This is a genomic window from Anaerobutyricum hallii DSM 3353 (genome assembly GCF_000173975.1).
GTDB classification, from domain to species: domain Bacteria; phylum Bacillota; class Clostridia; order Lachnospirales; family Lachnospiraceae; genus Anaerobutyricum; species Anaerobutyricum hallii.
In genome coordinates this window covers 1-14,439 of record NZ_ACEP01000052.1, presented here as the reverse complement: position 1 = coordinate 14,439, position 14,439 = coordinate 1, and the positions used below count along the sequence as shown (strand labels likewise).

The 14,439-nt window shown below is 34.1% G+C and carries 16 protein-coding genes, 2 pseudogenes and 1 CRISPR repeat array; of the genes and pseudogenes, 1 reads left to right on the top strand and 17 read right to left on the bottom strand.

Annotated features, from left to right (window positions below):
* Nucleotides 1-594: 594 nt before the first annotated feature.
* The 16 genes and pseudogenes from EUBHAL_RS04460 to EUBHAL_RS16710 form a co-directional block, all read right to left on the bottom strand.
* Nucleotides 595-1,605 (bottom strand): DUF3878 family protein, encoded by a 1,011-nt coding sequence (locus tag EUBHAL_RS04460; protein ID WP_242648738.1) that lies wholly within the window; start codon nucleotides 1,603-1,605, stop codon nucleotides 595-597.
* Complete coding sequence (locus EUBHAL_RS04455; RefSeq protein WP_005345397.1) at nucleotides 1,602-2,180, bottom strand: M48 family metallopeptidase; 579 nt, start codon at nucleotides 2,178-2,180, stop codon at nucleotides 1,602-1,604. The genes EUBHAL_RS04460 and EUBHAL_RS04455 overlap by 4 nt, the downstream gene beginning before the upstream one ends.
* Before the next feature lie 9 nt (nucleotides 2,181-2,189).
* Nucleotides 2,190-2,453: a DUF1294 domain-containing protein gene (locus tag EUBHAL_RS04450; RefSeq protein ID WP_005345396.1), complete on the bottom strand. Its 264-nt coding sequence runs from the start codon at nucleotides 2,451-2,453 to the stop codon at nucleotides 2,190-2,192.
* Complete coding sequence (locus EUBHAL_RS04445; RefSeq protein WP_005345395.1) at nucleotides 2,447-2,662, bottom strand: hypothetical protein; 216 nt, start codon at nucleotides 2,660-2,662, stop codon at nucleotides 2,447-2,449. The genes EUBHAL_RS04450 and EUBHAL_RS04445 overlap by 7 nt, the downstream gene beginning before the upstream one ends.
* 241 nt (nucleotides 2,663-2,903) lie before the next feature.
* Nucleotides 2,904-3,218, bottom strand: coding sequence for a TIGR04076 family protein (locus EUBHAL_RS04440; protein ID WP_005345394.1), 315 nt, complete (start codon nucleotides 3,216-3,218; stop codon nucleotides 2,904-2,906).
* 182 nt (nucleotides 3,219-3,400) lie between these two features.
* The gene (locus tag EUBHAL_RS04435; RefSeq protein ID WP_005345393.1) at nucleotides 3,401-3,661 is read right to left on the bottom strand and encodes a hypothetical protein; all 261 of its coding nucleotides are present in this window, start codon (nucleotides 3,659-3,661) and stop codon (nucleotides 3,401-3,403) included.
* Nucleotides 3,662-3,774: 113 nt separating this feature from the next.
* Nucleotides 3,775-4,322: a CRISPR direct-repeat array (repeat unit 30 nt; unit sequence ATTTACATTCCACAATGTTTCTATTAATTC).
* 360 nt (nucleotides 4,323-4,682) lie between these two features.
* Nucleotides 4,683-5,114: a type II toxin-antitoxin system HicB family antitoxin gene (locus tag EUBHAL_RS04430; RefSeq protein WP_005345391.1), complete on the bottom strand. Its 432-nt coding sequence runs from the start codon at nucleotides 5,112-5,114 to the stop codon at nucleotides 4,683-4,685.
* Nucleotides 5,115-5,143: 29 nt separating this feature from the next.
* The gene (locus EUBHAL_RS04425) at nucleotides 5,144-5,341 is read right to left on the bottom strand and encodes a type II toxin-antitoxin system HicA family toxin (protein WP_005345389.1); all 198 of its coding nucleotides are present in this window, start codon (nucleotides 5,339-5,341) and stop codon (nucleotides 5,144-5,146) included.
* A 162-nt stretch (nucleotides 5,342-5,503) separates the two neighbouring features.
* On the bottom strand, nucleotides 5,504-5,782 hold the full coding sequence (gene cas2, locus EUBHAL_RS04420) for a CRISPR-associated endonuclease Cas2 (protein WP_005345388.1): 279 nt from the start codon (nucleotides 5,780-5,782) through the stop codon (nucleotides 5,504-5,506).
* A 68-nt stretch (nucleotides 5,783-5,850) separates the two neighbouring features.
* On the bottom strand, nucleotides 5,851-6,843 hold the full coding sequence (cas1b, locus tag EUBHAL_RS04415) for a type I-B CRISPR-associated endonuclease Cas1b (protein ID WP_005345387.1): 993 nt from the start codon (nucleotides 6,841-6,843) through the stop codon (nucleotides 5,851-5,853).
* Nucleotides 6,844-6,993: 150 nt separating this feature from the next.
* On the bottom strand, nucleotides 6,994-7,491 hold the full coding sequence (gene cas4, locus EUBHAL_RS04410; protein WP_044921975.1) for a CRISPR-associated protein Cas4: 498 nt from the start codon (nucleotides 7,489-7,491) through the stop codon (nucleotides 6,994-6,996).
* 35 nt (nucleotides 7,492-7,526) lie between these two features.
* Nucleotides 7,527-9,947 carry a CRISPR-associated helicase/endonuclease Cas3 gene (locus EUBHAL_RS04405; RefSeq protein ID WP_005345380.1) on the bottom strand — a complete coding sequence of 807 codons (2,421 nt, stop codon included), beginning with the start codon at nucleotides 9,945-9,947 and terminating at the stop codon, nucleotides 7,527-7,529.
* A 25-nt stretch (nucleotides 9,948-9,972) separates the two neighbouring features.
* Nucleotides 9,973-10,713, bottom strand: a complete 741-nt coding sequence (cas5b, locus tag EUBHAL_RS04400; protein ID WP_242648737.1) for a type I-B CRISPR-associated protein Cas5b — start codon at nucleotides 10,711-10,713, stop codon at nucleotides 9,973-9,975.
* Entirely contained in the window at nucleotides 10,700-11,575 is an 876-nt protein-coding gene (gene cas7i, locus EUBHAL_RS04395; RefSeq protein WP_005345377.1) for a type I-B CRISPR-associated protein Cas7/Cst2/DevR, read from the bottom strand. The genes cas5b and cas7i overlap by 14 nt, the downstream gene beginning before the upstream one ends.
* Complete coding sequence (locus EUBHAL_RS04390) at nucleotides 11,576-13,351, bottom strand: Cas8a1 family CRISPR/Cas system-associated protein (RefSeq protein WP_005345375.1); 1,776 nt, start codon at nucleotides 13,349-13,351, stop codon at nucleotides 11,576-11,578. It lies immediately after the preceding gene.
* Nucleotides 13,339-13,437 (bottom strand): annotated as a pseudogene (locus EUBHAL_RS16710) (DUF6783 domain-containing protein); the annotation flags it as partial. The pseudogene EUBHAL_RS16710 and the gene EUBHAL_RS04390, both read right to left, overlap by 13 nt.
* Between EUBHAL_RS16710 and EUBHAL_RS16705 the strand changes: the two are divergent.
* Nucleotides 13,405-13,524: pseudogene (locus tag EUBHAL_RS16705) on the top strand (DUF6783 domain-containing protein). The pseudogenes EUBHAL_RS16710 and EUBHAL_RS16705 overlap by 33 nt on opposite strands.
* A 14-nt stretch (nucleotides 13,525-13,538) precedes the next feature.
* Here the strand turns inward: EUBHAL_RS16705 and cas6 are convergent.
* A complete protein-coding gene (gene cas6 / locus EUBHAL_RS04385) occupies nucleotides 13,539-14,261 on the bottom strand; it encodes a CRISPR-associated endoribonuclease Cas6 (RefSeq protein WP_005345373.1) in 723 nt (240 codons plus the stop codon).
* Between the last annotated feature and the right edge of the window lie 178 nt (nucleotides 14,262-14,439).

Below are 14,439 nucleotides of genomic sequence, written 5' to 3'. Positions count from 1 at the left end.
GGTGGAAGGGATTGGGGGACAGAAGCTGATGTATTCTGCTTACTCGAGAATGACGGGGAATGGAGGGGGATGATTTGACCTGCCTGTATGTAATAGTAAAATGAAGAAATCGGCATTTTAAATTTAATTTTATAAATATTGTGTATAATATAAGATAATCATGCCAAGCTTGGTTAAAATCTAGTTCTTTATCTAATTCTTATGGAATAACCATAGGTAGGTACATATAACTCATAAAAAGAAAATATATCTTTTTAGTGACTATCATCGGAATATTTCAATAATTTCAGAGTAAGTAGTGGATCTTCGTTCTTCTAAAATATTTACTGTTTCAATTTAGATAAAAATATCTATCTACAATATTCTGAGAGGAAGCAGAAAATTTCTGCCCTCTCCCCCAAATCTCCGCAACCACTATTTAATTCAAACAAAATCCATCCAAAGACAGCCCGGGAAGAGAACCGATACCCTATATTTGTAGCCTCGGAGCAAGGCTTAGATGCGAGCGAGTAAAGCGAGCATTTAAACCGCCGCGACTAAAGTCACAAATATAGGGTATCGGTTCTCTTCCCGGGTGTCTGTTTGTCTAACGAATTAAATAGTAATCTCCTCTATTTCTGTAGTGTAGTTACCTCTTTGTTGTTTCCACTTCATTAGGTAAATTTTATATTGTACGGAATCCTGAGCCTCTACAAATGGTTCTTCTCTTATGATATCTGCCTTTATTCCTTTTTCCTTTAACTCCTGTTTTTTTTGTTTTGCTTTTTCCAGACATTTTTGTATTTGTATATCATTTTCTATTCCGAAAGAACGTACTGGATAGATTGAGGCTGCTTTTTGGAGTTTTTTCGTGAGTATTCTGACTATTTTTATATGTTTTTTCCTGTGGAGCATTCTGGCAATAAATCTGGACATAAGTTTGGAATTATTCTTCTGATAATAAGATAAAATATGTACAAATAATTTATCTCCTGCTTCTTTTGCTATTTCTATCATCAAATCGATTGCTTCATCCGAAGGCTGCCACGGATTTTGTCTTGGAACGATATATTTTTCCGGCACCGCTGGATAACAGCAATAATTCAGTGGTGGAAATTCTACTAATGCTGCCAGTTTTCGCTCTTCTGGCGTGCTACAATCTATATCCAGATAATCGCATTTATCACGAAGAATTGCCAGGCGATATTCTAACAAACGGAGATATTCGTATCCTTTTACCCAGAAATGTCCGATATCTCCGTAATTATATAAATTATTTTGCTGCAATAAGTCTTCAAAAAACAGTGTAATTACGCTGTCTCCCTGATGCACGACCAGAACATACTCCTCTTCTTTTTTATCAAGAACAGCCAGTAGCCCTCCCTCGTATTCACTTTTGTATTGTCCTGTTATTGTAGCATTATGGAAAACAAGAAAACTTTCCACAGCATCATTCATTAAATATACAAGGGAAATGTCCTGTTTTCTATGCATATCTTTTATTCTATTTTTTGATAAGAGCAGTTCAAATTGATCCTGCTCCAGTAATTCCGCTAATTTATAAAAAGTGTCCGGCAATTCCAGTCCGATTATTCTATCACCAACATCAAACATTGTATTCCTCAATTAATCAATCGTATTTCTTTTAATCTTTTTCTGCACTGACGGTACATTGGAAAATATTTTTCAACTTCTCTCCAAAATTCATCCGAATGATTCATGTGCCGTCTGTGCGCCAGTTCATGGACAACGACATAATCTAATAATTCATCTGGAAGATAATAAATCTGATAATTAAAATTTAAATTGCCTTTTGCACTACAGCTTCCCCACCGGGTTTTCTGATTTCTAATTGCAACACGGCCCACTGTTACACCCATTTTCTTCTGATAAAATCGAACTCTATCCACAATTTTCTGTGAAATATTCTCAATTTCTTCTGAAGTCAGTTCCTGAACAGGTGTTGCATTGGTTGTCTGTCGATGTTCTCTCTCCCATTTTACCAGCTCACTCTTCTTAATAATCCAGTCCCTTTCCTTTTCAATGAAAGATTTCAAACTTCTGTCTGATAACTTCTCTGGAATCCGGGCAAATATTTCCCCATTTTCCCGAACTTCAAGACCAAGTGTCTTTCTGGAAGAACGCTTTATCGTAATCAGCATTTCCCGGCCTGCATCCTCTAATTTATACTCTGTAATCATTTCCCCGTCCTATCTGTAAAAATTCTCCATAATACAGATAAAAATCATTACCTGTATCACCAGAATAAGCGGCACTCCAATCGTAAACTTTTTATGCAATGTCTTATGATGAAAGATATACATTCCCGCCAAAGCACCTGCACTTCCACCGATTACCGCAAGAAAAAGTAACATTTTCTCCGAAATTCTCCACTGTTTTCTGTGTGCCTTCCATTTATCTATTCCATACATAATAAACGCTATTATATTAATAATCAACAAATAAATCAACATTGCTTTTCAATTCTTCCTTCAATAAAAATAACTTTATCGCCTTCATTGATATTCTTGGCATATAGTTCAGCATCCGCTTCCTGCCTATGAATTTCTTCTCCATCTTCTGCCTTCAAACGAATGCCTACCATTGTTTCCTGCCCTTCCGGCCGCTCTTCACAGCCAAAATCTGCTTCATAAATTTCTATTACGGTGTAAGTTTTTTGCATTTTATTTCTTCTTTCTTATATGACTTTTATATTTTTATTAATATATAACTATAAATGAGTAAATAAAAAATTGTACAAGCATATCTGTTATGTACAGACATCAATAATATCAGCAGAACTTACAGTATATGTGATATACACAAGCGTTTATAAATTTTATGCACTTTTTGATATTTGCTTATTTATAGTAGATAATCCAATTCACAATTAATATGAAACTTTCTGTCAATAATCCAGTGCACTAATCAGCTTCTTCTTCCAAAGCTTCAATAAGAAAACTCACTGGACGGAACCCATCATTGCAGGATATCATTGCTGACTTTTCATTTTTCATCCATCCATTGTAAATGTCCTTGCCTCCATATGCTAATGTCATGACAAATGGCGACATACTCTCCCAGGCACTATCGCACATTCCAACTGGCTTACACCAGCCATTGGCGATGAAAACTTGCCCTTCTTCTATATCACAAGCATGTTCCATAGGATTCTCATATTTTTCCATTAAATCTTTATAGCATGCTTTACGCATGACTGTGATTTTACATTTTTTCATTTTTTTCTTTGTCTCAATTTTAAAATCTAATAATTTTTGTTTCGTAATTTCTGTAATATTGTTTCCTATTTTAAACTATGCAAGGAGTTTGTGCAAATGTATTCCAGAGTATTTCTATAAAATTTCTCCTTAAAATAGGTATAAAATTAACACGTCCGCCTTCCATTTACCAAACATGTTAATCACATAGATAATATTTTCATATCTCCCCATAGAGATTTCAGAGGATTGTCACCCACTTCATACCTCTGTAACAAAAGTTCTGAGGTATCAAAAAACTTAGCCACTCCTTCTGGACATTCGCATATAAATGGTTTGTTATCTCTCCAAGAAATATTATACCTCGTATCATATAGAAGAAACTCAATATCTAATCCCATCTCTATGGCATTTTCTAATTCTGCAAGACTCTCTAATTTTCCATAATTCTCATACTCTATCACCTTTCAGCACCTCACTTAAAATATCACTGTTAGCAATTTCATGTCCCGTTTAAAATCATTGTCATATTTTCTTTTTGATATATCCCATCTGCTAAATATTAATTATGATAATAATCTACATTCCAATATGTATCTATTAATTCAGGTTTGTACAGCCGCTTTATTAATTACAAGACATATTTACATTCCACAATGTTTCTATTAATTCATGTCCCCGACTGGGTTCCCGGGTTCGGAGGAAGTTCAATTTACATTCCACAATGTTTCTATTAATTCGCAATTGCAATGCTTTGTGAATTTTGTGTTAATTATTTACATTCCACAATGTTTCTATTAATTCCAATATCTTTATATCCTAATACCATTCCATCAATATTTACATTCCACAATGTTTCTATTAATTCTAATTTTAACCACATCATTTACATTTGTATCATCATTTACATTCCACAATGTTTCTATTAATTCACGAATTGGAGTCAAATTTGACATTAGTAAATTTATTTACATTCCACAATGTTTCTATTAATTCGATTTGTTTACAAAAGGAATCGGAACAATATTTAGATTTACATTCCACAATGTTTCTATTAATTCCAGGAAGTGGATTTTTAAACATTTTCAAAGAAATATTTACATTCCACAATGTTTCTATTAATTCCCGTTACTTAATTTTCCTCATTTTTCCTACTTTTTCACTCCTATTTCTGTCGATCTTAGACTCAATCTGTGTTTTTCCCTTATATTCTCATTTAAAAATTATCATATATCTTTTATTTATGCCATTGTCGATGTCCCCTGTTTTTTACTTTATCGAACATCGACAGTTCTATAATTTTATTTTTCTCACCGCGTATGCTATTTCTTTTAATTTTTTAAATGTATATTCTTACTTCTCTACTTATCAGCAGACTCACTGTAATATAATCAAACTGCAACTTAGAATTATATTTTTCATTTTAAACCGCCTATGAACCTAAAGAAATCCCGTCCGATATCAACCAAACGGAATTTCATTAAATTAGTTGATTCCTGCTTTATTCTCTTCACTGACCTGTAAATAATTCATCAGAGCAAGTTGAAATATTCTGGAACAATTAACACCATCTTCATCGGCTTTGGCCGCCAGCCATGCAGGTAAAGACAAAGTTTTCTTTACAAAACGACTATTAATCCTTTCACGAACAGGCGGCATAAATACCTCAATCAATACAGGAACTTCGTTAGAATCCAAATGAATCGATGTAATCGGAGTTGGAACGGGAATCTCTTCACCATCTTGCTCCATGCCCCATATATGCAGCCCAAGAGCTTCTTTAGCATTTTTTAAAGCTTCCTCTGTATTATCTTTCTCAGCACATGGAAGACATCCAGGTAAATCGGGAAATTCAATACTAATACCATCTTCTTCATAAGAAAAAACAGCTACATAAGAATATCGGTCTTTTGACATAATTAACACCTCCGTTATGTGCAGAGAAGTTACGGAAACATAACTCCAGACTGCTTTGATATACTTCGTAAGGTTTTGATTGGAATATCTTTGTTAGGATGAGTAACTGTTACCCTGCCCTTTTTAATTGAATGTTTGAATTGGTGATGATCGCCAACACAAGCAACCTCATACCATCCATCTTTCTTCAATATCCCAATCACTTCTCTGGATGAATAACTTTTCATCTCATCCCTCCTTACATAACATATTTTAATACATAATTTATTATGTGTCAATCAAATCAATACGCAATTTGTTATGTATTATAAAATAAAAATTATCACATATCCTTTACTTATACTATTATTGATGTGCCTCATTTTTTGCCTTGTCGGGCATCGACAGTTTTATAAAATAAAGCTTGTTTTATCATCTTCCTTACCCCAAAATTCTTTATCCAGCCACTTTTGCTGGCGGCTTTTGAATAGAATTACAGAATCAAGATTGGAATCAATGTATACTTTTAATTCCTGTTGGAGTTTTACTAATTGAACTTTGGATATCTCACCTTCAAATACAGAGTTTTGAATATGAGATAGATATTTTTTACATATCTTAAAGATATGCGACCATCTCTTTTGTCCGTTTTCGTCTTTGCTTATATCATATACTAAAACTACATACATATTTTACCTCTGTCATCATTCTTCTATAAGACACAAAAATTTTTATATACCAAAATCACATACATATTTTACCACCATATTCTAAACCCTTCGTATTCTTTTTCTCCTATCAAATGTTTTATGAGCTTATATGCTTCCAATCGAATTAAATATTGATAAGAGACTTTTTTCCCTAATTCTTTGTGCATGATTGTCTGTTTCATTCGTTTTTCAAATTCTGTGACAATCAGGCGGGATGCTTCCTTTTTTAGATGTAAAAAGTTTAGTTCTTTTGTAAAACTTTTTTCTGTTATCTGGTTTTTATTTAATAGAGAAAATATTAATCTGTCTCCAATCAGTGGTTTGAATACCTCAGATACATCAAGGCATAAAGAATATCTTCGAAATCCTTGTTCATGAAGATAACTTATTGTTGGGTCTAGCTGCGTGTGGTAAATCTCGCTCAATGTTTTGGCATATATCAAGGAGTTTACAAAAGAAATCAGCGAATTTATCATATTGTCTGGTGGATGCATCACTCTTTTCTCAAATTGTATTTCCTGATTTACAATGGTGTTCCATGCCTTATAATAGTTTTTTCGTATATTTCCTTCTATTCCCATTAGTTCTTCGATAAACTCTGTGTGGTCTAGTTTTTTTCTTAGACTGTTTACTTCTTTCATACACTCAGCTACATCTTTTCCTCTGCTGTTATAGTAACGTAAATTTCTATAAATATTATCTGCAGCCGCCTTGATAAATTCTTTTGCTATAACGAGACGCTCATCATAGCAGGTGTAATGTTCTACCTGTTTTACGAGAAGTTGTCCGGCAAGTAAGCTTTCTTTTGGATAGTAGCTTCCTGTATAGAAGTTGTAATAGTTAAAGAAATGTAATGGGATTCCGTACTGTGAAATGTAGTTAATAAACGCTGTGTTAAATGACATTTCCGACAATATATATATGTCTGAAATTCTTTCTATCGGTATGTCCCTTTTGTCCCCTTCATATGTTGTAAATTGCAATGTATTATCTTTTCTTTTTAAATCCCCATTATTATAAATATATAGGCTTTGTTTCATTCGTACCCCTCCTGAAAAGTCAGTTCATCAGAAGATAAGTAAAGCATATTTTAAGCTTTGTTTCATTTGTTCTACTCTTCAAATCACCTTGATTATCTTTACCTAATTTGTATATTTGAAGCTCTGCTCCATTTGTACCCCCTGCTGCCTTTATATAAAACACAAGTCATGATATGCACATTTTTTACATATTTTTTGTTCTGTAAATTTTGGTGGAAATTCTTCTTTTTTCATAGATTCAATTTCATCAATAATTGATTTTAATTTTTCACGGTCCTGTTCGGATAGTTCTACTAACAAAGTTTTCTTCATAAGAGGGTAGTCTATTTTACCTTTAATGTTTTTCACTCCCCGTTCTTCTAAATAATAAAGGTAATATTTTACCTGCCAGATTCCGGCTTCTTCAATTGCCTTACTTTTCTTAATTTCATGTAACTCCTGATGTTCCCTGATAAAGTCAATGTTAATCACATTATCAATATTGATGTGTTTCTCATCCCTTTCATAACTTTTTTCATCCAAAAGCTTTCCCAACTGTACATTTTCATTTTCCGATTCCATATTGATTTCGTGGCAGAAATACCATAGCTTTCGTTTACAAACAAAGTAATAGTAAATCATGACACCTGTGATTCTTTTATCTGTCATACCTTCGTCCTCATTATTCAATCATAAATCATATATTACAGTATACATGCCTCATCATCTATCTCCCCTAAAATAAGACCTTTTCCCCTTCCCGTATCCGGGTCAAAATCATATTTCATTGATGTTCTGTGAATTTGTGTTACAGGGTAATTATTTTTTCTGTCATCTCCGTGAGAGCCGATTGTTGTGACATCTATTCCATTTAGCCCATTATCTTTATAACGATAGTAAGTAAGTCCCAGTGTCAGACTGCTAAATTTAGATGTAATGATATTCTTTATGTCTTTGTTTATATTTGGTTTTCTGAGTAGATTGACTCCCTCTTCAAAAAGAACTTGATTTTCTTCATAGAGTGTATCTGGCAGTACTGTTATGCTATGAATATTTCGAAATTTTTTATCGACATCTTCTTTGGTATATTCTATAGGATGAATTGTTGAAAAATGTTCTAGCCAGTATTCAATCTCTTCATAATACTTTGTTTTTTTAATTTCTTCTGTGCAGTAAACTGCATTGATATATTCCGTTTTCAGCTCTTCTGTAAATATTTTATCTTCATATTGATACAGTTTTTCGAGAGAACGATCATACATATCTTCATAATAAACTGTTCCCTTTCCATTCGCATTATCATAAACAATGACATTCGGTTCTTCTGGAATATAACGCCCTTTTCGATTGCATCGTCCCATTCTCTGGAGCAAACTATCTACCGTACACATTTCGGTATATAATACATCAAAGTCAATGTCCAGGCTGGCTTCTACTATCTGTGTTGTAATCCAAATTCCGCATTCTTCTTCATTTTCAGAAAAATTCTTAATCATTTTTTCCAGTTGCAGGCGGTCTTTTTTGACATATCGAGAATGCAAAAGATGGAGGTCTTTCTCTTCTAACTGGCTCTCAATCTGCTCATAAACTTCCTGCGCTTTGGTGACAGTATTACAGATAACTAACACTTTTTTATCCCGGCCTTTTTCAAGTATTTCATCAAAGTTCATTTCTCCTGATTTTATTTTGACTTTATGCCGGATAATATCTGATTCTTTAGAAAAATCTCGAAATTCATACTGTTCTCCCTGGATTAATCCGCATTTTTCCATGAAATATTTTAGGACATGAGGAAAAGTTGCTGTAATAATCGCAAATCGGCCTCCCATTTCTGTAATTTGTTTTAGTCCAGTTACAATCGTTGCTATAATATGTGGGTCATATGACTGCACTTCATCAAGAATGACTTTAGAATATTTTAAAGTTGCCGCAAAAATTTCCGTTCCTAATGCTCGATATACAAATTTGAAAAGCTGGTCTACGGTACATATCGTAAGTGGATTAGATAATAATTTGGCTTTTTCATATCTCTGATATATACTATCTGCTGCATTTGTACTTTCTTCTAAATATTTTTGCATTGCATCTGAGTGAAGCAGTTCTACATCCTTATAATTATAATCATCCTTGATTCTTCGATAAATATCATTGGCCGAAACCTTTAATGGTAAAGTATAGAAGCCTTTCTCTCCATTAAGCCATAACAATGCCGCTTCCGTCTTTCCCGAACCAGTCGGGGCAATGACTACCAGATTTTTATTTACATTTTCTTGCATGAATTTTTGTGCTGGCTTTAAAGCAAATTTTTGCTCTTTCATATTTTTATTGATATTATTTACCAGCCTTTTTTCTTCCAGATCTGAATTTTCTTCGGCAAATTCATAACCAGCACTTACTGTATAATCAAATTTGTTCAGCATTCCTTTGAGTAAAACATATTTGTTCCAGAGAGAAGGTTTCACATCTAACTTTATGCTTGACATATTATTTCGGAAAAGCAATTTTCTCATCTGGCTGCTGTATACCTTGTCCCGCTCTTCTTTCAAATATTCCGAAAGATATTTTAAATAATATTTCTGGCAATATGCTTTTATATCATCCTGAATAAAATCGTCTTTTCTATCATGATGATAATAAATCGCTGTCATAAAAGCCTTAAAATCATCTTTTTCTAATCCTTCATATAATTTTTGAAATTCCTTATAAGAAATAGATACTGCACTTAAAAATCCATGCGGAATCTGAGAAATTTTTTTCTCAGGCTCCGACAGATTATCTCGTACTTTCTGACATACTTTGGACTGAAAAATGAGATTTGCCTTTCCCCAGTCATGCTGGCGGCAAGCTTGGAGAATTAATATTTTTTCTATCTCAGTAAAATATTTTCCATATCCTCTGAAAAAAGCTTCGGCACATTTTACAATATCTTCTTCATGTTCTTTCAAAGTTTTCTGCTTTTCTTCTTTTTGATTCTGTATTTTCTGAATTTGCTGAATTATTATCTGTTCTTCTTTGGGAGTGAGTATTCCTTCTAAACTGTCTAAAAAACTTTCCAGAGTTTCTTTTAATGCTTCTACTTCCTTGATGCTCAATTGCTTCGCTTTTGATTTTGCATATAACTCCATATTTCATTCCCCCAATACACAAAATCTATCTTATGTTCTTACTAAATACAACAGCACTTTCTGCCTCAGAATCATCCACATATCCCTGATCTAATACCTTGCCAGCCGGATAATAGTATGCTCTTACCCGTCCACCATCTTTCTTCCATCTGCGTAAACCATTTTTTGTTATCTCGTATTCTCTTGTCAGATTATAAATTGTTGCGCCACCTTCACCATCTTCAAATATGCGTTCTCCATCCTCGGTTTCATAATCAACAGGAATATAAATATTATTATGCACACTAACTTCTTCTTCCCATGATAAATGAACAATTTCTACCTTTTTAATATCTAGTAAATCTTCATATCTTCCCAATGAAAGATACTGTGGTGGATTTAACAATGACTGATAAACAGTATCAAAATCTTCTTCAGACGGCAAAATATGAAGAATCATATTATTTTCACAAATCAGTTCGACATTAGCAATTCCTTTAAATACTCCATAGTCCTCTTTATCATGAACGCAAATTTGGTGTCTTCCTTCTTCGAACTTTACCCCTGCTGAAAAGGAATATCTTGTATATAATTCAGATATCGTTCCTTTATTTTTTCCCTGAATACTTAATTCCATCGGATGAAATGTCGTAAAACCACAGGCAGCATGAATCATGCCCAGTACCGTAGAGTATGGTGGCAGCGGAAAAGTTTCTTTAATAATAAAACTGCTCGGTTTCCTATAATTTACAAGATTCTGAAAACATTCTACTCTAATTGCCTTCATAATAAGCATCCACTTCCTCTTTCAAATGTTTGAATACGTTTCCTACGGACTCTGCTTTTAATTTTTCTTTTACGTCTTTTTCATTATCGAAAATTCCCGATGTGATTCCTGTGTAAGTATATTCCTTTAATTCTTCTGAATCCTCCACAATCTCTTTTAACGTGGCAACACCAATTTTATTTGCCTTTACACTCACAATATTTTCAAAGAATGGATTCTTTCTTTTATATCTTCCACCGATGATAAACAGTGGGCTTAAGTTCTCTCTTCTTCCTCTGATATCTCGGTATAAATACTGTACGGTATCTAAAAGCTCCTTTACTCTGCTTGCTTTTTCTTCCTGTGATACTTCAATTTCCACATCCACTCCAATTCTATCTAAATCTATCGATATAGTATAGCTGTAATAAGAACGATGGATTTCACTCTGCGCAATTCCATTTTCGAGGTTCTGACGCTGTGCCAGTCCCATGTTTGTGAGAAACTCCAAGTCACTCTGATATGGCTCTAAAGAAATCGCATTGCTTAATCGCACTACTGCGCTTCTTGTAGATGCACCACCCTTTTTATCATCTGCTTTGGAAGTCGTTTTCATATATCCAAATAAATCGATTTCTGGATAATCTTCAATTGTTGCAGATGGGGCAAACTGTACTACACCACTCTTGCCGTCAACCGGTGTATTATCCCATTTAAGCTGCTTTACGATATTGTATCGCATAGCCTGTCTTGAAATATAAGAATACTGCTGGAAATCTCCTCTTGTCATTTTCTTTAATGTTGTGATATTTCCGATTCCCTCACCATAGTTTGCACTCTCTGCTAAAAATACCATTGTAAATGTTAAACCATCTCTTGTCATTTAATTTTCCTCCCCACTTTCATCCTGTGACTGTTTCGTATCTTCTGATTTACTATCCTTACTATCTGTATAACTTCCCTTTAATCCCAGTATAAAAGAATAGCCATACTCTGAAAACTTCTCCTTATTTCCAAGCATATAAACGAAACCATCTGCCATAGGTAATTTTGTTGAACTATACAACCGTATTACAATATCCATAAATTTTCCTTCATTTCGCACAGACAAAGCATTCAGTAATTGATAGATTGTTCCCCTCATACATTCATCATTTTCCGCTTTTTTTGCTAATAAAATCTCTTTACGCAATTTATAGCCTGCATCCCTCATTTTAATACGACTCATAAATATCCCCTCCTTAGCCTTTGACAGTTTTTCTTCAATACCCTGCTGCGATTGTTCCAACTCTTCAGAAATGCTCCCCACATTTACTTCCATTCTTTTTTCAATACTTGTGCATAATTGAACTACAAAAACCCAATATGCCGTTGGTATTACTCCAGTATTCCCCAGAGACTCCTTTAAAATCTGATTAAGTAAACTATACTGTTTATGATACTGCAAAATATTCATAACAACGCTCTCATGAACATTTACAAATTCATTAGAAAGTTTTACATATGGGTGTTGCTCAAGATATTTCAATGCTTTCTGTACCTTTTCCTGTTTCAGAATCTGTAGGGCATCTCTGCCTATAATACTGAACATATAATTATCTTCTGCGCGTGTTCCTCTTAAAATAACCTGCACATTATTGAGTTCTTTTACTTTGTCAGAAAGAACTTTATTCAATATCCTTGCAAACCATACTGTATAGTTTTCTTCTTCTCCTTTTTCCTTAAGACCGTTCCCTCGTTTTTTACCGTTCACATCCACTAATACCGATATGTTTTCATTCAAATTCATAAATACGAACTTATTTGCATACATTTGAAATCCCAATGGACTTAATGCATAGACAAAGGCACATACAGGACATAAAAAGGCATCTACCTGACAATTCCAGAAAGCGGAACGCTTTCTTGTCAAATCATCTGCCATTTCTTTCATAAAGGCGATAGAAACCTTTTCTTTTCCAGTAATCCCATTCCCACAGTCAATACAGGTATCTTTTGCTTTTTTATGTTCACCTTCTAAATACTTATGAAACGGTTCCGAAAAATCCTTTTCAAAAACAGCCCGCATATCCTTTTTTGCATTTGCCCGAAGAAGGAAACATTTTCCATCCCAAAATCGGTTAATATAATTATAAATTATACTTTTCATAATAAAAGTTTCTCTACATAACGGCTGTGTTAAAAATTGCTGTAATTCTTCCAAACGCTTTCTTAAAATATCAGATTCAAATTTATCACTAAGTTTATTCTTCTTCAGTTCCAGATAAACTTCAGGGTTCTCTACCTTCTCTTTGATAATATTGAATCCGTTCTGATAGCTATTCGAAAGCAGCTTTTCCGTGATAAACTTTAAATCGTCCTTTTCTTCTCTTCCTGGATTCCATTTATCTTCCCTTATTTTAGTAAGGCAACGCTCAATTCTGTCAAGTACCCCCTGATATACTGTGTTTTTGCCAAAATACTTTACACAGGCATTAAAATATAAATCTGTCCAGTCTGCATGAAGTGCAAAGTCTCTATCCAGCCAAATCCCCTGCTCATCTGATGTAATACCATAATCTGAATCTTCTTCTGCTTCGGATATATCCAACAAGTATTTCATACCTACAATTCCGGCATTCTTCAGAAAATCACCGAGTGTAATAATTACTCTGTCCAACTTTTTCTCCCCCTTTCTGTAAGATGTGCGTTACAATTTGTGGGAGATTTTGCCTGAATGAGAGCGGTGTAGCGGGTTACATCAACTGAATGAAGGCAAAATATACCGCAAATTGGGGCGTGCAGATTGCGAGAATGATTTTTCAAACACGCTCTAGATATTTTCTTTTTTAATTAAAAATATCCTATTAATACACTATCTTCCACATCCCATGTCCTTCCGAACGTCTGCCTCCCATCCCTGTCCGATATAAAAAGGTCAGAAGTTCTGGACTTCCTGATAATTTATAAATTCCAATATTCGCATCTACCTTTCTTCCAAATATCGTTGCAACAATTTTCTTGCCTTTTATTGGAACAATCTCAAAGCCTTCTACTGAGACATCTACTCCTAATCTCTCAATTAGCGTCTGTACATTTTCTTTCACTACCTGAGAAAATTCTGGATGGTCGTAAACATAATAAGTATCTCTGTTCTCTTCTACATCATGTCTTCTTGCTATGAGAGAACTCTGCATTTTCACAATAATCTCCGGATCCTTTATCTCCTTTCTCCTCACATTTTTAATGCGTACAAGCTCCATCGAATTACCATTCATCGGATAACGCTGATGTAATATTTTCTTAAATCCATTAAAAAAATAAATAGTCTGCTCCATATCTGCGTTTGAAAAAAACATCGAGAACTTATTCTGCCTTAAATATATCTTCTCGTCCTTAAACTTTGCCCCTGGCAGATAATAAGAAAAAGTGTATGGTTTTATCACTGACCTTCTCTTATCATATAATTGCTCAAACATCTTTGGTGAAGCACTCTCTAACGACGCTTTTAAGAAACTTACCAGCAGCCGGTCTAATTCTAACGGTAACTCTGGTTTTTCCAAGACAAACTCTAAATTAAATTGAATCATCTTCCCCCTTCTTTCTCTTTAAGATTTTTATTTGTGCCATTGTGGCCCTCCCTATATTTTTACACTATCATCGGTCAACATTTATACCAATCTTGTTTATGCAGAAGTTCTATTCGAGAATCTATCGTGTGACATCCTCCCCCACCTATAGAGGTGGGGCTTCCCATCCTCGGCAAAT